This window comes from Pseudomonas putida (genome assembly GCA_029953615.1).
GTDB lineage: Bacteria > Pseudomonadota > Gammaproteobacteria > Pseudomonadales > Pseudomonadaceae > Aquipseudomonas.
The window spans coordinates 1151886-1171854 of record CP124529.1 but is presented as its reverse complement, the minus strand read 5'-3'; the positions used below and the strand labels follow the sequence as shown (position 1 = coordinate 1171854).

Genomic DNA, 19969 nt, shown 5'->3' with positions numbered 1-19969 from the left:
AGGCAAATAGGGTAAAATGCCAGCCCTCGATCAACGAAGCGGATAGCAACATGGCACGTAGGGAGTTCCCGCATTTCGAAGCGGTTTCGGCGATGGTCCCGGTTGAAGGCGGCGGCTACAACGCGGCCATCGCGGTCAAGGCCCTGGGCATGGGCGGCGCGCCGCGTTTTCACAAGATTCTCGACGGCCAGGTGTTCAAGGGCGCCGTGGCCGCCGACGAAGCGGCCACAGCCGAGCTGCAACGCCTGCAGGGCGTCAGCGAAGAAGGTGAGCTGGTCTGGTGATCAGGCCGGCGGCCGGGCCATCTTGAACAGGTTGCCCAGTTCGAAATAGTCCGCCGGGCCACCGCCACGCAGGATCGGTTCGGCAGCAGCGGTATCGTAGATGCCGTTCTTCAACAGGTGCTCGGCAATGTGCACCGCCACCACTTCACCCAGGATCAGCCAGCTGGGCACCAGTTCCTGATCGGCCCGCTTGAGCTGGACGATCTGGCTGACCTTGCACTCGAAGGCCACCGGGGTTTCGCCAACACGCGGCACCTTGACGATGCGCGATGGCGTGGCGGTGAGGCCGCTCAATTCGAATTCGTTTATTTCGGCGGCAACCGGTGCGCAGCTCTGGTTCATCTGCTCGGCCAACGGGCGGGTGGCCAGGTTCCAGACGAATTCGCCGGTCTGCTCGATGTTGTTCAGGCTGTCTTTGCGCCCGACGCTGCAGAAACCGATGATCGGCGGAATGTAGTTGAAGGCGTTGAAGAAGCTGTAGGGCGCCAGGTTCAGGCGGCCTTCGCGGTCCTGTGAGGAAATCCAGCCGATAGGGCGGGGGCCGACGATGGCGTTGAACGGGTCGTGGGGCAGGGCCGTGGCCTTTGGCGGGTTCGTAGTAATGCATCTGTGCTGGGCTTGTTGGCCCTACCTCCTGGTGGACAATGTGCCTAGTGTGCCAAGCCTTTGCCCGCCTGCAAATGATCAAGCCCGGCCGAAGCCGGGCTGGGTGCACGCATCAGGGATCAGCTGATGCGGTGGGCGTTGGTGCGCTCGAAGCCGTCTTCAGCGAAGCGTTGGCCGCCAGTGCGATCGAAACCGTCCTCAGCGAAGCGCTGGCCACCGGTGCGGTCGAAGCCGTCTTCAGCGAAGCGCTGGCCACCGGTGCGGTCGAAGCCGTCTTCAGCGAAGCGCTGGCCGCCGGTGCGGTCGAAACCGTCTTCAGCGAAGCGCTGGCCGCCAGTGCGGTCGAAACCATCTTCAGCGTAGGCAGCGGATTGGCTTTGGGCCGCTGCGAAGGTGTGGGCGTTGGTGCGGTTGAAACCATCTTCGGCGAAGGCGCCAGTAGCGAAAACCGAGAGGGCGAGGGTGAGGATCAGTTTGTTTTTCATGGTCGTTGCTCCAGAGGGTGCTTGAGGTTGTTTGTTTCTATGGGTTTAATCCTACGCCGATTAATTTGATTAAAAAGCGCAAATAATTGCGCTTAAGAATCGACTATTTCGATATGTATTGGCGCGCATCGCGTGGATCAGGCAGTGGTTCTGCTCACGACGCGTCTGCTGCTTGCCGACGCTCTGCCAAGTAGTTGCAGGTTGAGGGGGTGGAATTAACGAGGCATTACGGATGAAGATTTCAGCGTGTTCGTGCTGACCTTGCTCGGCCAGCTGTACTCGCGCCGCTACCATCCGATGCTGTACTGGCTGGTAATCCTCTCCACCAGCACCGCTGGCACCACCATGTCCGACTTCATGGACCGTACCCTGGGCCTGGGCTATGCCGCGGGTTCGGCCATCCTCATTGGCATTCTGCTGCTGGCCTTCGTGATATGGCGCCTGAGCGGCAACCCGCTGGATGTCACCCGCATCAAGAACCGCACGGGTGAATTGTTCTACTGGGTGGCGATCCTGTTCTCCAACACCCTCGGCACCGCGCTGGGCGATTACCTGGCCGATGACTCGGGGCTAGGTTTTGCCGGTGGTGCACTGCTGATCGGCAGCGCCATCGCCGTTGTGGTAGTGGCGCTGGGACTGGTGCTGATGGCCACCTGGTGCCAGCGCCGTGAACCGCGTCAGGCGTTGGAGATGTCCTGAGACTGCTATCCAATACCGGTGAGCAGATTAACTGGGGCCTCAAGCCGTACATCTTGGTTGCATGATGCATTCGCATGTATGAAAAAAGGCGCCCCGAAAACGGGGCGCCCTTCTTCATTACCGCAAGCTCACACTCACTCAGTGGTAATCCGCGAGTGCTGCTTGGTGTCCTTCATGGTCGCGTAAACCAGCAGCGAGCAGGCGATGCAGGCGGTGACATACCAGTAGAAGCCACTCTCCATGCCGGCGCTCTTGAACCACAGGGCCACGTACTCGGCGGTGCCGCCGAAGATCGACACGGTCAGGGCGTACGGCAGGCCCACGCCCAGGGCGCGGATTTCGGTGGGGAACAGCTCGGCTTTGACCACGGCGTTGATCGAGGTGTAGCCGCTGACGATGATCAGCGCCGCCATGATCAGGAAGAACGCGCCCCACCAGGTCTGGATGGTGTGCAGAGTGCTGAGGATCGGTACGGTGAACAGGGTACCGAGTACACCGAAGGCGATCAGGATCGGGCGCCGACCGATCTTGTCGGACAGGCCACCGATCACTGGCTGCAGGCACATGAACAGGAACAGCGTGGCAGCCGAGATGGTGGTCGAGTCGCTGATGCTCATGCCGACGGTGTTGACCAGGTACTTCTGCATGTAGGTGGTGTAGGTGTAGAAGGCCAGGGTGCCGCCCATGGTCAGGCCGACTACGGTCATCAGCTCCTTGGGGTGGCGCAGCAGGGTACGCATCAGGCTTTCCTTGGCCTTTTCCTTCTTGGTGAAGGAGGCGGTTTCTTCCATGCCGCGACGCAGGTACAGGGCAACCACGGCGCACAGCGCACCGATCACGAACGGTACGCGCCAGCCCCAGGCATACAGCTGCTCGGTGGTCAGGGTCTGTTGCAGAACGATCAGTACTGCCAGGGCGATGAGCTGGCCGGAGATCAAGGTCACGTACTGGAAGCTGGAGAAGAAGCCACGGCGGTCCTTGCTGGCCATTTCACTGAGGTAGGTGGCCGAGGTGCCATATTCACCACCCACCGACAGGCCCTGCATCAGGCGGGCGATGACCAGCAGGATTGGCGCGGCGACGCCGATGGTTTCGTAGCCCGGGGTCAGGGCGATGACCAGGGAGCCGGCGCACATCAGCAGCACCGAAGCCATCAGTGCAGCCTTGCGGCCTTTGCGGTCGGCGTACAGGCCCATCAGCCAGCCACCGATCGGGCGCATGAGGAAGCCCACGGCGAAGATCGCAGCGGTATTGAGCAATTGTGCGGTGGAATCGCCGGCCGGGAAGAAGGCCTTGGCGAAGTACAGCGAGAATGCGGCGTAGACGTACCAGTCGTACCATTCGACCATGTTGCCGATGGACCCGCTGAAGATCGACTTCAGGCGGCTGGCGGTGGTTTTTTCTGCGGCAGGCGCGGTGGCCGCCCCGGTGGGCAGGGAGGTGGCGTTATCCATCAGGGATACCTTCTCGTTGTTTTTGTGGAGCGCGCCGTGGCGCAGCTTGCCAAGGCGATTGCAGAAGGTGTGCCAAATGGGTGCGGCATGACCCAGATGGGGGCGCCTTGCGCCCTTCGCGGGCGCGCCCGCTCCCACAGGGACTGCGTGATGTCTGGCTTGTCGCGTTTCTCTGTGGGAGCGGGCATGCCCGCGAAGGGCTGCAACGCAGCCCCCCTCCCAACCCTATGCGTGAGCGGACTTTTGCTTACTGGCCAAGCGTGATAGGCGGATTTCCGCTCATTCTCGCCCGATAAAATCCTCGCGCACCAAGCCATGCCGTTGCATCTTCTCGTTCAGCGTACGCCGCGGCAGTTGCAAGGCTTCCATCACCGCCTTGATCTCGCCCCCATACTGGCGCAGCGCCGCGCGCAGGCATTGCGCCTCGAACGCTTCCATCTGCTCGCCAAGCGATTGCCCGGCAGGCGCCACCTCGATGTTCAGCGAACCCAGCCCCAGCGCATGGCGTTCCGCCGCATTGGCCAGCTCACGCACGTTGCCCGGCCAGTCATGCGACAGCAACTGCGCCAGTTGCGCGCCCGACAGCGGCGGGGCCGTACGGCCAAGCTTGTCGCCAGCAGCACGGGCAAAGTGCTCGAACAGCAGCGGAATATCCTCACGCCGCTCGCGCAACGGCGCCAGGCGCAATTCGGCCACGTTCAGGCGATAGGCAAGGTCTTCGCGGAAGCGCCCGGCGCGGGCCTCTTCGAGCAGGTCGGGCTTGGTCGCGGCAATGATGCGCAGGTCGACGTCGATGCTCTGGTTGGCCCCCAGGCGCTCCAGCTTCTGTTCCTGGATCACCCGCAGCAGCTTTGCCTGTTGGGCCAGTGGCATGCTTTCGATTTCGTCGAGGAACACCGTACCACCGTTGGCGTACTCCAGCTTGCCGATGCGCTTGCCCTGGGCCCCGGTAAAGGCACCGCTTTCATGGCCGAACAGCTCGGCCTCGAACAGCGACTCGGGGATGGCTGCACAGTTGAGGGCGACGAACGGCTTGTCGGCGCGCGGGCCAAAATCGTGCAGGCAGCGGGCCACGCGCTCCTTGCCACTGCCGGTTTCGCCGCGAATCAGCACATTGACCGGCAGGCTGGCCAGGTCCAGCACTTGTCGCCGCAGTTGTTGCAGGCCCTGGGACATGCCCAGCAGCGTGCCTTCCAGGCGTGACTTGAGATCGGCCTGCTCGTGGAGCCGGCGGTTTTCCAGCACCAGCTGGCGCTTTTCCAGGGCCCGGCGCAGGCTACCCAGCAGGTGCTGCGGGGTGAAGGGTTTCTCCAGAAAGTCGTAGGCCCCGCTGCGCATGGCTTCCACCGCCATGGGCACATCGCCGTGGCCGGTCAGCAGGATCACCGGCAAGTCGGGGTCGTCCGCCTGCAGGCGTTCGAGCAATTGCAGACCATCCATGCCCGGCATGCGCACATCGCTGATGATCACCCCGGGAAAGTGCCGCGGCAGATGCGCCAGGCATTCCTCGGCGCGGGCGAACAGTTGCACGCTGAAGCCGGACAGGCTCAGCCATTGTTCGACCGCGGTGCGGATACTGGCTTCATCATCAATGACGATCACTGAATTCAACATACAGGCTCCAGGTCACTGGGTAGGGTAAGGCTCAGGCGCGCGCCGCCGGGCAGGTTTTCGGCCTGCAGCTGGCCACCGGCCTCATGAACGATACCGTAAGAAATGGCCAGGCCCAGCCCCAGGCCTTCGCCTACCGGCTTGGTAGTGAAGAACGGGTCGAAAACCTTGGCCAGGTCGGCCTCGGCAATGCCGCCACCCGAATCCAGCACGCTCAGCCGCCACTGCTCGCCGTCGGGCTCGATGCGGATCTCCAGGCGTTTGTAGCGCTTGTCGGCCATGGCGTCGAGGGCATTGCGCAGCAGGTTGATCAGCACCTGTTCCAGGCGAATGGCATCGCCGCGTACCCAGGCCGGGCGCGCGAGGTAAAGGGCTACCTCCACGTCTTCGCTGCGGATGCGCGCTTCCAGCAGGTGCAGGGCCTGGTCGACCACGGTGGCCAGGTCGAGGCGTTCGCGCAGGCCGACCGGGCTGTTGCGGGCGAAGGTTTTCAGGTGGCTGGTGAGTGCGGCCATGCGCGTGAGCATCTGCTCCAATGGTTCCAGTGCCTGGCGTGCTTCGTCATATCGGCCATGGTCGAGCAGCAGACGCAGGGTTTCCAGTTGCATGCGCTGGGTAGTCAGCGGCTGGTTGATTTCATGGGCCATGGCTGCCGACATCTGCCCCAGTGCGGCCAGCTTGGCCGATTGCACCAGTCCCTCCTGGGCGGTGCGCAGCTCACGGGTGCGCTCCTCGACCTGGCGCTTGAGCTCCTCCCGGCTGCGCTGGCGCAGGCGGGCCAGGCGCAGGCGCTGGCTGACGAACAGCGCAGCGAACACCAGGCTCAGCCATACGGCGGCGGCGCCGAGGGCAGCATTGCGGCCGTCGGCGGCGACCTGCGGCTTGCGCAGCAGGTGCAAGGTCCAGTTTTCACCTTCCAGCGGCAGGCTTTCCCACAGGTACTCGATGCTGCCCTCCGGGCCTTGCACGCGGCTGAGGGTGCTGTTGGCGGCAAAACGGCTCAGCACCTGGTGCTGCAGCGGCACCAGCGGTTGCTTGTCATACTGACGGGTTTCGGCCAGTTCGGCACGGTCGGCACCACTGAGTGGCTGCAGTTCGCGGTAGCGCCAGCCGTCCTGGTTGGCGATGAAGGTGATGCCACGGGCATCGCTGACCAGCAGGATATCGCTGCCCTGGCGCCACTCGCGTTCCAGTTCGGGGAATTCCAGTTTCACCACCATGGCACCAAGGAAGCGGCCATGCTCGTCGTTCACCGCGCTGGCGAGGAAGTAGCCCGGCACGCCACTGGTCACACCCACGGCGTAGAAGCGGCCACTGCCCTGGCTGCGGGTTTGCTTGAAGTAGGGGCGGAAACCGTAGTTGGAGCCCACGTAGCTGCTGGGCAGCCGCCAGTTGCTGGCGGCGATGGCCAGGCCGGTGCGATCGAGCAGTTCGAGGGTGGAGGAATTGGCGGCACCGTTGATGCGTTCGAGCTTGCGGTTCAGGGCGTCCTGCACCGGTTCGCTGACCGGGCCACGCAGGGCAGCGATCAGTTCCGGGTCCAGCGCCAGCACGGCGGGCAGGGCGCGGTAACGGTCGATCAGCGTGTGCAGGGTATTGGCATACAGGCTCAACTGCTGGCTGGCACGCTGGGCGTCGGCTTCCATGGCCTGGCGCTTGGCCTGGTACATGGCCCAGCCGGCGCTGAGGGCAGTGCCCAGCACGATCAACAAGGTGATCAGCCCCAGACGCAGGGCGCGAACGGAAAAGGGCATGGGGCGGATCCGGATGATTGGATATCGGGGCCGGCCTCTTCGCGGGCTTGCCCGCTCCCACAGGAAATTCACAGCCCGATGGACTTGTGCAGTACCTGTGGGAGCGGGCAAGCCCGCGAAGGGGCCGGTACAGGCAAAACCTGTCAGTTACAGCAGTTCAAAGCTCTGCTGTTGCACCGCCTGGGAATCCAGCCCGACCTGGACATTGAATTCCCCAGGCTCGGCAACCCGCTGCAGTTGGCCATTGTAGAACTTCAGGTCTTCTTCGCTGATGCGGAAGCTCAACGTGCGCGACTCGCCAGGCTTGAGCATCAGCTTCTGGAAATTCTTCAGTTCCTTCACCGGGCGGCTCATCGACGCCGATACATCCTGCAGGTACAGCTGCACCACGGTCTCGCCTGCCAGCTTGCCGGTGTTCTTCACCGTCACCCTGGCCTCCAGCGTGTCGCCACGCTTGAGGTCCTTGTTCGACAGCTTCAGCCCCGACAGCTCGAAGCTGCTGTAGCTCAGGCCATAGCCGAACGGGTACAGCGGGCCATTGGGCTCCTCGAAGTACTGCGAGGTGTAGTTGCCCGGCTTGCCCGGCGTGAAGGGCCGGCCAATACGGGTGTGGTTGTAGTACATCGGGATCTGCCCGACCGAACGCGGGAAGGTGATGGCCAGCTTGCCAGACGGGTTGTAATCGCCGAACAGCACGTCGGCGATCGCGTTGCCACCTTCGGTACCGGCGAACCAGGTTTCCAGGATGGCGTCGGCCTGCTCACGCTCCCAGGCAATCGACAGCGGGCGGCCGTTCATCAGCACCAGCACCAGAGGCTTGCCGGTGGCCTTCAGGGCCTTGATCAGCTCCCGCTGGCTGGCCGGGATTTCGAGGGTGGTGCGGCTCGACGACTCGTGGGACATGCCGCGGGATTCGCCGACCACTGCCACCACCACATCGGACTGCTTCGCCGCCTTCACCGCCTCGTCGATCAGCACCGCAGGCGGGCGCGGGTCGTCGACGATTTCCGGAGCATCGAAGTTGAGGAAGTTCAGGTAATCGAACATCGCCTTGTCGCCGGTGACATTGGAGCCTTTGGCGTAGACCAGCCTGGCCTTGCCCTCCACGGCGCGGCGCAGGCCTTCGCGCACGGTCACCGAGTGCATCGGTTTGCCGTCGGCAGCCCAGCTGCCCATCATGTCGATCGGGGCATCGGCCAGTGGGCCGACCAAGGCGATGGTGCCGGCCTTTTTCAGCGGCAGGGTCTGGTTGCGGTTTTCCAGCAGCACCAGGCTGCGGCGCGCCACGTCACGCGCGGCGTCGCGGTGCAGACGGTCGTTGCCGTAGTAGTCCTTCAGGTCGGTTTCGGCCTTGCCGATGCGCACGTACGGGTCCTTGAACAGGCCCATGTCGTACTTGGCACCGAGCACTTCGCGCACTGCCTGGTCCAGTTCGGCCTGGGTCACTTCGCCAGACTTCAGCAGGCCTGGCAGCTCTTCGCCGTACAGGGTGTCGTTCATGCTCATGTCGATGCCGGCCTTGATCGCCAGCTTGGCGGCTTCGCGCCCGTCGCGGGCGACGCCATGGCGGATCAGTTCCTGGATGGCACCGTGGTCGCTGATGGTCACGCCCTTGAAGCCCCACTCCTTGCGCAGCAGGTCGTTCATCAGCCAGGTGTTGGAGGTGGCCGGCACGCCGTTGATCGAGTTCAGCGCCACCATCACTCCGCCGGCACCCGCGTCGAGCGCGGCGCGATAGGGTGGCAGGTAGTCGTTGTACATTTTTGGCAGGCTCATATCGACCGTGTTGTAGTCGCGCCCGCCTTCCACCGCGCCATACAGGGCGAAGTGCTTGACGATGGCCATGATGCTGTCGGGGTTGGCCGGGCTGCTGCCCTGGAACGAGCGGACCATCACCTGGCCGATCTTCGAAGTCAGATAGGTGTCTTCGCCAAAGCCTTCACTGGTGCGGCCCCAGCGCGGGTCGCGGGCGATATCGACCATTGGTGCGAAGGTCATGTCCAGGGCGTCGGCCGCGGCCTCGATGGCAGCGGTGCGGCCGACCTTGGCGACGGCGTCCATGTCCCAGGTCGCGGCCATGCCCAGGCCGATCGGGAAAATGGTGCGTTCGCCGTGGACGGTATCGTAGGCGAAGAACATCGGAATCTTCAGCCGGCTACGCATCGCCGCGTCCTGCATGGGGCGGTTCTCGGGGGCCGTGCGTGAGTTGAAGGTACCGCCGATGCGCCCGGCGGCAATTTCCTCGCGGATCTTATCCTTGGGCATTTCCGGCCCGATACTGATCAGGCGCAGTTGGCCGATCTTCTCGGCTTCGGTCATCTGGCTGATCAGATGGTCGATGAACGCCTGCTTGTCCTGCAGGGGCGGGGCGGAGGGGGCGGCGAGGGCCGCCTGACTGGCAAGGCCCATGGCCAGGCCCAGCAAAGACAGTTTCATCATCAATTCCGTTATGGGGCCTCTGCCGTATCCGCGGTGATACGTGCGCGGCCGAAGTTTTCAGGCGGCTATTGTTGTACGATTTGCAGGCATTTCTTCCAGCGGCGGATTATGCCTGAATATAGCGCCTGCGGATGAAGCCCCGAATGCCGGGACAACAACTATAAGAACGCCCAAGAGACCGACGGCATGACCCCCCTAGACGAGTATCACCAGCGCCAGATCGCCGAAGCCATTGCCCGTGCCGAACGGCGTACCGATGCCGAGCTGGTGACAGTGCTGGCCCGCCGGGCCGATGACTACGCCTACTGGCCTTTGCTCTGTGCCGCCGTGCTGGCGCTGGCCGTGCCGGCCCTGTTGCACTGGCTGCTGGGCTGGCCCGGCGTGCGTGGCCTGCTGGTGGCCAATGTGTTGCTGTTCGTCAGCCTGTGCCTGCTGCTGCGCAACCCGCGCCTGGCCGGCTGGCTGATCCCCCGGGCATTGCGCCGCTGGCGCGCTTCGCGCCTGGCCCGCCAGCAGTTTCGCGAGCAGAACCTGCAGGGCACGGCAGGCGCCACGGGTGTGCTGATTTTTGTCAGCGAGGCGGAGCGGCACGTGGAAATCCTGGTCGACCGCGGCATTGAGCACTACCTGGATGCCACGGTCCGCGCGGCCATCGTCGCCCGCTTTGCCGAACAGGTACGCCAGGGCCGCACCTTGCAGGGTTTTGTCGAATGCATCGAGGCGTGCGGCGAACTGCTCAGCGAGCACGTGCCGCCTACCCATGCGCGTAACGAGTTGCCCAACCGGCTGGTGATTCTCGATTGAGTCGGCCTCCGATGGCTTGACGCTTCCCCTGTGGGAGCGGGCGCGCCCGCGAAACTGGCGACGCGGTGTGTGGCACCGGCTTCGCCGGTGTTCGCGGGCAAGCCCGCTCCCACAGGAAGTTGAGCACCCTGTAGAATGCGTGCATTGCGCCATGCGCTCCCCGCTATCCGAGGCACCGTTTTTCCATGTCCGCCAGTTCTTCCGCCCCCTCCGCGCCAGATGCGCGCGCCCAGTTTCTCGACCTGCTGAACGCCGCCCTGCACGGCAATACCTTGGTCAAACTGGTGCTGGCGCGCCATGTAGGTGCCGACCAGACCTTGCAGCGGATCGTTGCCAAGCCGCTGCAGGTCAAGGGCCAGCCGTGCCTGTCGCTGGTCTACCGCCACCAGACCCGCGACATCACCCGCAACCTGGCGCTGGACCAGGCCCAGGCGCTGGTCGCCGAGCTGTTGCCGGACAGCTTCCGTAACGCCCACTTGTTCGACGCCGACGGTGAAGTGCAGCTGACCTTCAGCAAGAAGGGCAAGCCCATGCTCCAGCGCCACGGCGCACAGGCACCGCGCGAAGCAGCCACCAGCAATAGCCATGACCGCGAGAAGAAGCGCTACCTGGAGCTGTCACGGCCGTTCCTGCGCGACCTCGGCGTGACGGATGCACAAGGTGCGCTGATCCCGTCCATGTCGCGCAAGTGGAAGCAGATCAACAAGTTCATCGAAGTCTTCGACCACGCCCTGGCCGGCGCCCCGGTGCCGGCGGATCAGGCGCTGCGGGTGGCCGACTTCGGTTCGGGCAAGGGCTACCTGACCTTTGCCATGCACGACTACCTGCGCAACAGCCTGGGCCGCGAGGCACAGGTAACCGGCGTCGAGTTGCGCCAGGACATGGTCGACCTGTGCAACGCCGCCGCCTCGCGCCTGGAGCACCCGGGCCTGGAGTTCCAGTGTGGCGATGTGCGCAGCGTGGTGCCCGAGGCCATCGAGGTGATGATCGCCCTGCATGCCTGCGACATCGCCACCGATTACGCCATTCATACCGGCATCCGTTGCAACGCCGCGATCATCATGTGCTCGCCGTGCTGCCACAAACAGATCCGCCCGCAACTGCACAGCCCGGGTTTGTTGCAACCGATGCTGCAGTACGGCCTGCACCTGGGCCAGCAGGCCGAGATGCTGACCGACAGCCTGCGCGCGCTGTACCTGGAAGCCTGCGGGTACGAGACCAAGGTGTTCGAGTTCATCTCGCTGGAGCACACCAACAAGAACAAGATGATTCTTGCAGTGAAGCGGCGGCAGGTGGGGGACAACGGCGCGTTGCTGGAAAAGATTGCCCAGCTCAAGGCGTTCTACGGGGTACAGGAGCATTGCCTGGAGACCTTGTTGCGGGCTGATGGGTTGCTCTGATAGCACTGCTTGCTTCTACGGGCCTACAAGCATTCTTAGGGTCGAAGCCCCGATTCCGCGTAGGACAATTCCCAACAGACACTTACAGCGACCCCCAGCATCATCAATTCTGTAGTGTGGCGTGCATGCTTGCCGATTGGGTGGTTGTCATTTGACAACCATTGGCATGCAAGTCCACACTGGAGAAAATCTGATGTCACGCCCCAGTCACGCCAGGAAGGAGGTTGAGCAGGCCCTGAGGCACGCTGAGTCAAAGGGATGGAGAGTAGTGGTGGGTGGGGGACATTGTTGGGGGAAAATGTACTGCCCGTGGAACGCTGCCGATTGTCGGTGTGGGGAATTTTGTATTACCAGTATCTGGAGCACCCCGAGGAACCCTGGCAATTTGGCGCGTCAGCTGAGGCGTGTGGTTGATAACTGTTCGGGTAGCAAAGTTGCCTCAGGCGCACCAAATGCCCGAGAGGAGTAGAAACGGTGGAATATGAGTTCACCCTCAAGTATCAATTGAGCGAAAATGAAGAAACCGATGCGCTACTGGAGCGTCTGGCTGACGGCGGATGCGATGATGCGGTGGTTGGCGTAGGTCAACCGGGCCGCTTGGCGCTTGCCTTCATCCGCGAGTCCCCTACAGCGAAAGAGGCTATCGAGAGCGCTTTGAAAGATGTTTGCAGAGTGCTGCCAGGCGCTCGCCTCATCGAAGCGACCCCCGATCTTGTAGGGCTTTCTGACGTCGCTGAAATAATAGGCGTATCTCGGCAAAACATGCGGAAATTGATGTTGGCGCATTCACATAACTTCCCTGTCCCCGTGCACGATGGCAGCACTGCTCTCTGGCATCTTGCCGACATTCTGGTTTGGTTGCAGGCGCGGGGTAGTTACTCAATTGGCCAAGGCACCCTTGAGCTGGCTCGCATAGCGATGGCAGTCAATATTTCGAGCGCATATGAACGGGTAGTGCGTCAGCGATACTTGTGAGTCCCCGCACCCTGCAACAAATTGTCTGCCACCGCTGCATTGGTATCTTTCAGGGGCTCGGTTTCACTGACCGACGCACCGAGCTGGCGGGCCTGGCGGTACTCGCTGGGCGTGCAGTTGCTGACCTGCTTGAAGGCACGGGCGAAGTAGGAAGGGTCCTTGAAGCCGGCCTCATAGCCGATGCTGGTAATCGGCATCTGGCTGTTGACGAGCAGGTCCATGGCCAGGTTCATGCGCTTGCTCAGGATGTAATCCAGAAACCCCACGCCGTTGACTTCCTTGAACAGGCGGCTGAAGCGGGCCGTGGTCATGCCGCAGCGCTGCGCGAGGTCCTTTTGATCGACGCATTCGCGAAAGTGCTGGTCGATGTACGGCATGACCTTGCTGAGCGCCTGATGCTTGTGGTGTTCGCCGGTCAGGCGAATGCTGTCGGGCAGGGAGGGAAGGTGATCGATGCGCTGCGCATTGCCTGAGGCCTTGCTGGCGCGGCGGATGTCGCAAAGCTGCTTGAGTACATCGATGTAGCGACTTTTCTCACCGCTCGTCAGCGGCAATACCAGATATTCCCAGACCCGCGAACGCATGGCCCACACGGCCAACTCTTCGGAGTGCTGCACGGTGAACATGGTGACCGGGATGGACGGTGAGTTGCGTTTCACTTCCAGCAGCAGGTTGAGGTTGAGCGTGTCGGGACGATCGAAATGCATGCAGATCATGTCTGCCTGCTGGCGTTCGGAATGCGCCACGGCCTTCGCCAATTTGCAATCGCAGACATGACTGAACTGTGCCATCAGCGCTTCGGTGGAATGATCGCGTGTCAGATCGAACCACAACAGCAGCGGCTTTGTGCCCGGGTTAGACATCGTGACTTAACCTTATGCTGGGGAGTTTCCCTACGAGCAGCAGTATTGCCAATACCGTACTAACCCGATGATTGTTTTGGTTATTACCTTAGATCTTTTTGATTTAAGGCCTGCCGAGGATTTCTAAAACGCTGATGTTAGAGGGGTTCTGCAGGTGCTCGGCTTTTTGAGCGAGACGACCGTTTGTCGGCTTGAACAAACGTACCAGGAACTTTTCTCTGACTGGCCGTGAATGCACACCGAAGTGCTTCTCGTACTCAGCTATCCCGCCTGTTTTCCTTGGGCCTGGCCTGCCTTTCCGATGATGGCTAATGGCCGCAAAAAAGTCCTGGTGATTCGCAAAAATCTCCTAACCCCCGTTGCCACCCTCTGACTAGCATTCGCAACAGGTAGTGCAAAACACCACTGCCCGGGAAGAAAGATAATGTCCTTAGCGAGGTGAGCGAAATGAATCTGCAAACAATCAAGGCTTCGGTCGTGAAGTTCGTCAAAGATGAAGATGGCCTGACCGTTGTGGAATATGCGGTGGCTGGTGGGTTGGTGACGGCACTTGTTGTCGGGATATTCACTAGTCTCGGAACTGCAGTGCAAACAAAGATGCAGACTCTCTGCACTGCCATTAAAGGGTCGGCGTGCTAATAGAAATAATCATCCAGCAGGGAGAGGCGGTGATGACCAGAGAGCAGTTGGTTATGACTGTTTTGCTGATGGGGCTGCTGGGTATCGCGGTGGCTAGCGACCTTCGTCGCCACCGCATTCCCAACCTCCTGATTCTGGTTGGGCTGGGGTTGGGCTTGGCTGGTCAGGCTTACTTGGCCGGAGTCAGTGGTTTCGGTGATGGGGTGCTGGGCGGGCTGATTGGCTTTGCCGTTTTTCTCCCGATGTATGCCTTGGGGGGGATGGCTGCCGGTGATGTAAAGCTGATGGCCATGGTCGGCGCTTTTCTTTCTTTGAATGGCGCGCTTGGCGCGGCACTCCTGAGTCTGATTGCCGGATGTCTGTGCGGTCTTTTACTGATCCTGGTGCGTGGCCAGTTACCGATGACGTTGTCACGTTACTGGTTGATGTTGAAAGCACAGGCGTATTTGGCACCGGTTGCTGACGAGGTGGCCGGAAAGCCCTTCCCATACGCCGTGGCAATTCTACTCGGAACCCTTGTCAGCCTTTTCTGGCAACCGCTCGGCCTATAGCCTGGGAGGCTGTAAATGTACGCACTCAGAGACAGCGGTGCCTGCGCCTGTGACAAGGGTGCAGTGCAGAGCCTGGCACCTCAGCCACGTACAGTTCAAGAGACTGGCCTGGCAGAAAGCTTTCTCGGTGATTTGCTGTGCAAGCACCTGCACGACGCCGGTACGCTGGACCTGTCGCGTCTGGTGGAGCGACTGGCGTTGACCGGTGCGGTGGTGGAAGAAGTACTGGCCTTTCTGCGCAAGGATGGCCGCGTCGAAGTACTGGGCCAGGTCGGTGTGCAAACGGGGGGGCAGGTGCTGCGCTATGGCTTGACCGAACGTGGCCGCAGTACCGCCCGTGATGCACTGGCGCGCAGCGGCTATATCGGCGCGGCGCCTTTCCCGGTGAGTGCCTACCGTGAACTGCTAAAGCTGCAGACCATTCACCATGGCCGCATCACGACACAGGACATGCACACGGCCTTCAATGGCGTCGTGCTCTCCGAGAGCATGCTCGATCAACTGGGCGTAGCGTTGAACTCCGGGCGCGCGATCATGATTTACGGCCCCGCAGGCACCGGCAAGACCTACGTCAGCAGCCGCTTGATCCGCCTGTTCGGCGAAGCCATCTGGGTCCCCCATGCCATCGAGATCAACGAGTCGGTCATTGAGGTGTATGACCCCCAGGTGCACCAGCGTCTGGAGGAGGATGGCCAACCTGCCAGCCTGTTGCTGAACGAAGGCATCGACCGGCGGCTGGTACGCTGTAAACGCCCAGTGGTGATCACTGGCGGCGAACTGGGCATGGAGCAACTGGATGTCCGTTTCGATCCTGCTACTCGTCAGCACCAGGCCTCCCTGCAACTCAAGGCCAGCAATGGCCTGTTCATCATCGACGACATGGGGCGCCAGCGCATGGCCCCGGCCGAACTGTTCAACCGCTGGATCGTGCCGATGGAAGAGAAGCGCGACTTCCTCAACCTTGGGGGGGGGCGTCATTGCGAAGTGCCCTTCGATCTGGTGCTGGTGTTTTCCACCAACCTCAATCCCCTGGAGCTGGCCGACGAAGCCTTCCTGCGCCGCATCGGCTACAAGCTGCAGTTCAGCTACCTGAAGGTCGATGAATACGAACGCATCTGGCGCCAGGAATGCGAACGCCTTGGCCTGGCTTACGACCCGTCGCTGTTGCGCCATGCGCTACAGGCACTGTACGAGGTCGAAGGCGTGCCGCTGGTGCCCTGCCACCCTCGCGACCTGCTGAACATGGCGCTCGACCGCCAGCGTTACCTGGGCGGCGAGGGGCCACTATCGGCGCAGGAGCTGGAATGGGCCTGGCATAGCTACTTCGTCCAGATCGACTTCCTTGGATAAGGAGATGCAGAGATGAGTGCCCGTACGCTGACCCTGGTTGCCGTTTCCCTGACGTTGGGGCTTGGTGCTGCCTTGATGGCCAACAATTGGCTCAATGATCGGCTCAACGCTTCCCCGGATGACAACATGAAGAATGTGGTGGTGGCCACGGTGGAGATCCCGTTCGGGCAGATGATCGAAGCCCAGCAGGTCGCCATCGTGCGCATGCCCAGGGATGCGGTACCTGACGATGCCTTTGACAGCAATGAGAAGGTGGTAGGCAAGATTGCCACTTTCGCCCTGCTGCGCGGCGACGTGTTGCGTAGCGCACGCCTGGCAGAGCACCTGGGTGGCAGTACTCTGGCTTCGCTGATTGCTCCAGACAAGCGCGCCATTTCAGTACGTGTGGACGACGTGGTCGGGGTGGGCGGGTTCCTGTTGCCGGGTAACCGCGTCGATGTGCTGGCGACCAGGCAAAGCAATGGCGGTAGTAATGACGCTGAATCCAGAACCATCCTTCAGGACCTCCGGGTATTGGCCGTGGACCAGACGGCAGGGACGGACAAGACCCAGCCGGTGGTGGTACGCGCCGTAACCCTGGAAATGTCGGCCAAAGAGGCCGAAGTGCTGGTCAAGGCGCAATCCGAAGGAAGATTGCAACTGGCCCTGCGCAACCCGCTGGACGCTCAGAAACAGGCGCCAGCCGTCGCAGCTGTCGAGCCGGTGAAGGCGGCACCGCCAGCATTCAAACCCCAGCCAAGACCGGTGGTAAATCGCAGTAGTGACGGTGGCGCGGTCACCATCATCCGTGGGACCGAAGTTGAAGTGGCGAAAGCACGGTTCTAAGGCAGCTGGCGTCCGAATGGCGAACTTTCGGCAGGAACAAGATCACCTCGCAAGGAGTTGTGCATGAATACTTTGCAGAGACTAGGGATGTACCTGTTGTGCGGGCTGGGTACGCAGCTGTTGTTCGTTGGCGTGACGCAGGCTGCAGAATCGGGAGCGGGATACAGCGCCATGCCGGCGGCCAATACCAACATGGTCCAGGTCCCCATCTACAAGTCGCGGACGATCAGCGCTCGTACGCCGGTGAGGAAAATCTCCGTCGGCAACCCGGATATCGCCGATATCCTGATCACCAGCCCCACCCAGCTCTACCTGCTCGGCCGCTCCCTCGGCACTACAAACGTATTGCTGTGGGACAGCAACAACCGCTTGATCGACACCTTGGATGTGGAGGTCGTGCATGACCTCACCGGGCTCAAGACCAAACTGCATCAGTTGTTGCCCGAGGAGAACATCGAAGTGTTCAGTGCCCAAGGCGCGCTGGTGCTGCGCGGCCAGGTGCGCAGTGCTGCCGCCATGGACACGGCGATGAAGGTTGCCAAGACCTATGCCGCGCAAACTGCCAGCGTGGTGCAAGGCAAAGGCGAAGCCGCCGAGGTGGCACCGGCCCAGTCGCTGGAAGTGATCAACCTGCTCAGCGTTGGTGGCAGCCAGCAGGTAATGCTGGAAGTGAAAGTCGCAGAGATGCAGCGCAGCCTGATCAAGAACCTCAACGTGCGCTTCAATGCCCTGGGCTCCTCGGGCAACTGGAGCGGTGGCGGCTTCAACAATGGTCAAGGGCTGGGGCTGAGCCCCGGCGGCGGGTCGATCCTTTCGCCTGGTTCACTGATTGGTGGCGGTAAAGGGCTGTTCGCCCAGTTCCTGTCCGACGACTTCCTCTTCAACGTAGTGCTGGAGGCGTCCAAGGACAATGGCTCGGCCAAGGTGCTGGCGGAGCCCACGCTGACCACATTGACTGGGCAACAGGCGGAATTCATTTCGGGTGGCGAATTCCCGGTGCCGATCACCGAGGATGATGGCATCACCATCGAATACAAGGAATTTGGCGTTGGCGTTAAATTCCTGCCGGTGGTGCTCGACTCCGGGCGCATCAATCTCAACCTGAATGTCTCGGTGAGCGAACTTTCCAACGTCAACTCGCTGGTGCTCGACACGGGCCTGAGCAGCGTCCTGGGCGATGGTGTTACCCAGGTCATTCCGTCACTGACCAAGCGCAGCGCCGAATCCACGGTTGAGCTTGGCAATGGCCAGACCATCGCCATTGCCGGCCTGATCAGTGAAAACACGCGCGATTTCGTCAGCCGTTTCCCGGGTTTGGGGGACCTGCCCATCCTGGGGCACCTGTTCCGCAGCCAGTCGTTCATCAATGGTGAAACCGAACTGGTGATTCTGGTAACGCCGCACCTGGCCAAGCCAGTGGATGCCAAGGCGGTGCGCCTGCCCACCGAGAAGTTCGTTGAGCCCAGTGACCTGGACTTCTACCTGCTAGGCAAGACCAAGGGCAGCGAGCCTGGGCGCGCGGTGCCTGTCAGCCTTGGGGTCAGCGGCGGCAATTTTGGCCATGATCTGAACTGATCGGAGAGAACCAGCATGAAAACCATGATCGTGTTTTGCGCGCTTGTATCGGGGTTGGCTGGCTGCATGTCGTACGACGAAGGGCGCGTTGGCCCGTTGGGGTACAGCGTTTACCAGACCACCTACCAGCAGATTGCCGACAAGCAGGTGGCCGCTAACCCGGGCACCGACCTGCCGCCCGCCGGCCCCGATGGACCGTTGCTGGAAAAGGTGCTCAATGATTATCGGGGGGCAACCGGCGATGCGCAGCAGGTCAGTCAGCCGATCCAGATCCAGGTCAGTGGCTCAAATCGCTGATTGAGGGCGTGACATGACTCCTCGAGCTCAACGGATGTTCACCGCGCCACCAGGCCAACAGCGGGGGGCAGTAGCCGTCATCATCGTGATCGCCTTGTTGGCGATATTGATGATTGGCGCGTTGGTGCTCGATGGTGCTCACCTGTTGTTGAACAAGACCCGACTGCAAAATGCCGTGGATGCCGCTGCACTCAGTGGCGCCAAGACCCTGAGCCAGGTGATGGGCTCTGGCAATGCCGCGAGTACCGCGCGAGCCGCCGCGCTCTTTACCCTGAACGAAAATGCCAAGGCCGCGGGCAACAACGAACTGTTAACGGCAATCGGCGGCAACCCCGGAGCGTTCGCTGTGGTGGAGTTGGCAGACAATGTCTATGGACCTTTCTCCTTCCCCGGGCCGGCCAATGCCACCTATGTACGGGTCTCGGTATCGAATTACTCACTGGCGGGCTTTTTCTGGAGCTTCGCCCAGTCAATCGGTACAGAAACCGTGGGGACCAAGGGTGTGGCGGCGATTGCTACTGCCGGGCCAAGCCCGACCAGTCCATGTGATCTTGCGCCGCTGCTGGTGTGTGGCGACCCGACTCAATACAACCCGGGTACCGGCCTGTTCTGGGGGTATCGCTTTGGTGACCTGGAGGTATTGAAATCAGCCTCCAAGAACAGCGACCCGATCGGCCCGGGCAATTTTCAGTTGCTCGACTTTGGCTCGGGCGGCAAGGATGTTGGCGAACTCATGGCCGGCGGCGCCTCGGTTTGCCGCAATGTCGGTGAAAACGCCACCACCAAGCCTGGCAACACTGTTGGCCCTGCCATCAAAGGCCTGAATGCGCGCTTTGGCGAGTACGCCGGGTCGCTCAATAGTACGGACTATCCACCGGACCTGGTGACGAACTACAGCAACCCGGTGATGACGTACAACAGTACAGCTACACCTCCCCGGATCGAGCAGCAGGGCCAGGTCGTCACTTCGAGCAATGGCAACCTGTCTGCCGGCGGCACGTCGCTGTTCGACTACAACGATTATTCCGCGCAAACAGCCGCCTGTGTCGCAGGCGGCACGGGTTGCCAGTCGGGTGGGGTTTTCGAGCGGCGGATGCTGAAGATCGTGGTCGGCGACTGCTCTGGCAAGAACTCGGGTGCAACGTCGATTCCTGTCATCGGTTTCGGTTGCTTCTACGTAGTGCAGCCGGCCGACAACGCAGGTGGGGATTCGCAGATATTCGGCCAGTTCGTCCAGCAATGTGAAGGCGACGGTGTGCCAGGGCCCACGCCGCAGGACGATACCGGCCCGCGAATCATCCAGCTGTACAAGACCTTTATCAGTGGCAGTGGCACACCGAGTACCGACTCCTAGGAGC

At 61.7% G+C, this 19969-nt stretch carries 18 protein-coding genes and 2 pseudogenes; 13 read left to right on the top strand and 7 right to left on the bottom strand.

The features are described 5' to 3' along the window. Nucleotides 1-50: 50 nt before the first annotated feature. Nucleotides 51-284, top strand: a complete 234-nt coding sequence (locus QIY50_05360) for a hypothetical protein (GenBank protein WGV21665.1) — start codon at nt 51-53, stop codon at nt 282-284. On the opposite strand, the pseudogene QIY50_05355 reads toward QIY50_05360, so the two are convergent. Continuing rightward, nucleotides 285-891: pseudogene (locus QIY50_05355) on the bottom strand (flavin reductase family protein). It abuts the gene before it with no gap. A gap of 118 nt (nt 892-1009) precedes the next feature. Continuing rightward, on the bottom strand, nt 1010-1375 hold the full coding sequence (locus QIY50_05350; protein ID WGV21664.1) for a heme utilization protein: 366 nt from the start codon (nt 1373-1375) through the stop codon (nt 1010-1012). Nucleotides 1376-1618: 243 nt separating this feature from the next. Here QIY50_05350 and QIY50_05345 point away from each other — a divergent pair. Then, nucleotides 1619-2074, top strand: a pseudogene (locus tag QIY50_05345) (hypothetical protein). A gap of 134 nt (nt 2075-2208) precedes the next feature. On the opposite strand, the gene QIY50_05340 reads toward QIY50_05345, so the two are convergent. The 4 genes from QIY50_05340 to bglX form a co-directional block, all read right to left on the bottom strand. Continuing rightward, on the bottom strand, nt 2209-3528 hold the full coding sequence (locus QIY50_05340) for an MFS transporter (protein WGV21663.1): 1320 nt from the start codon (nt 3526-3528) through the stop codon (nt 2209-2211). Nucleotides 3529-3807: 279 nt separating this feature from the next. Then, entirely contained in the window at nt 3808-5142 is a 1335-nt protein-coding gene (locus QIY50_05335; GenBank protein WGV21662.1) for a sigma-54 dependent transcriptional regulator, read from the bottom strand. Beyond that, nucleotides 5136-6893 (bottom strand): ATP-binding protein, encoded by a 1758-nt coding sequence (locus tag QIY50_05330; protein WGV21661.1) that lies wholly within the window; start codon nt 6891-6893, stop codon nt 5136-5138. Before QIY50_05330 ends, QIY50_05335 begins: the two co-directional genes overlap by 7 nt. A 147-nt stretch (nt 6894-7040) precedes the next feature. Then, nucleotides 7041-9332 (bottom strand): beta-glucosidase BglX, encoded by a 2292-nt coding sequence (gene bglX / locus QIY50_05325; GenBank protein WGV21660.1) that lies wholly within the window; start codon nt 9330-9332, stop codon nt 7041-7043. Nucleotides 9333-9518: 186 nt separating this feature from the next. Between bglX and QIY50_05320 the strand changes: the two genes are divergently transcribed. The 4 genes from QIY50_05320 (at nt 9519) to QIY50_05305 (ending at nt 12511) form a co-directional block, all read left to right on the top strand. Beyond that, on the top strand, nt 9519-10136 hold the full coding sequence (locus QIY50_05320; protein WGV21659.1) for a TPM domain-containing protein: 618 nt from the start codon (nt 9519-9521) through the stop codon (nt 10134-10136). Between the two features lie 185 nt (nt 10137-10321). Continuing rightward, nucleotides 10322-11536, top strand: a complete 1215-nt coding sequence (locus tag QIY50_05315; GenBank protein ID WGV21658.1) for an SAM-dependent methyltransferase — start codon at nt 10322-10324, stop codon at nt 11534-11536. 193 nt (nt 11537-11729) lie between these two features. Next, nucleotides 11730-12005 carry a hypothetical protein gene (locus tag QIY50_05310; protein WGV21657.1) on the top strand — a complete coding sequence of 92 codons (276 nt, stop codon included), beginning with the start codon at nt 11730-11732 and terminating at the stop codon, nt 12003-12005. A 5-nt stretch (nt 12006-12010) separates the two neighbouring features. Further along, nucleotides 12011-12511: a DNA-binding protein gene (locus QIY50_05305; protein WGV21656.1), complete on the top strand. Its 501-nt coding sequence runs from the start codon at nt 12011-12013 to the stop codon at nt 12509-12511. Here the strand turns inward: QIY50_05305 and QIY50_05300 are convergent. After that, nucleotides 12496-13374, bottom strand: coding sequence for a DNA-binding response regulator (locus QIY50_05300; protein WGV21655.1), 879 nt, complete (start codon nt 13372-13374; stop codon nt 12496-12498). The genes QIY50_05305 and QIY50_05300 overlap by 16 nt on opposite strands. 447 nt (nt 13375-13821) lie before the next feature. Between QIY50_05300 and QIY50_05295 the strand changes: the two genes are divergently transcribed. From QIY50_05295 to QIY50_05265, 7 genes are all read left to right on the top strand, one after another. Then, complete coding sequence (locus QIY50_05295; GenBank protein WGV21654.1) at nt 13822-14013, top strand: Flp family type IVb pilin; 192 nt, start codon at nt 13822-13824, stop codon at nt 14011-14013. Nucleotides 14014-14045: 32 nt separating this feature from the next. Beyond that, the gene (locus QIY50_05290) at nt 14046-14564 is read left to right on the top strand and encodes a prepilin peptidase (protein WGV21653.1); all 519 of its coding nucleotides are present in this window, start codon (nt 14046-14048) and stop codon (nt 14562-14564) included. A 15-nt stretch (nt 14565-14579) separates the two neighbouring features. Then, nucleotides 14580-15914 (top strand): AAA family ATPase, encoded by a 1335-nt coding sequence (locus tag QIY50_05285; GenBank protein WGV21652.1) that lies wholly within the window; start codon nt 14580-14582, stop codon nt 15912-15914. Nucleotides 15915-15926: 12 nt separating this feature from the next. After that, nucleotides 15927-16739, top strand: coding sequence for a Flp pilus assembly protein CpaB (gene cpaB, locus QIY50_05280; protein ID WGV21651.1), 813 nt, complete (start codon nt 15927-15929; stop codon nt 16737-16739). A 63-nt stretch (nt 16740-16802) separates the two neighbouring features. Beyond that, nucleotides 16803-18314, top strand: a complete 1512-nt coding sequence (locus tag QIY50_05275; protein WGV21650.1) for a type II and III secretion system protein family protein — start codon at nt 16803-16805, stop codon at nt 18312-18314. A gap of 15 nt (nt 18315-18329) precedes the next feature. Further along, nucleotides 18330-18611, top strand: a complete 282-nt coding sequence (locus QIY50_05270; protein WGV21649.1) for a hypothetical protein — start codon at nt 18330-18332, stop codon at nt 18609-18611. A gap of 13 nt (nt 18612-18624) precedes the next feature. Next, nucleotides 18625-19965 (top strand): pilus assembly protein TadG-related protein, encoded by a 1341-nt coding sequence (locus tag QIY50_05265; GenBank protein WGV21648.1) that lies wholly within the window; start codon nt 18625-18627, stop codon nt 19963-19965. Nucleotides 19966-19969: the final 4 nt, after the last annotated feature.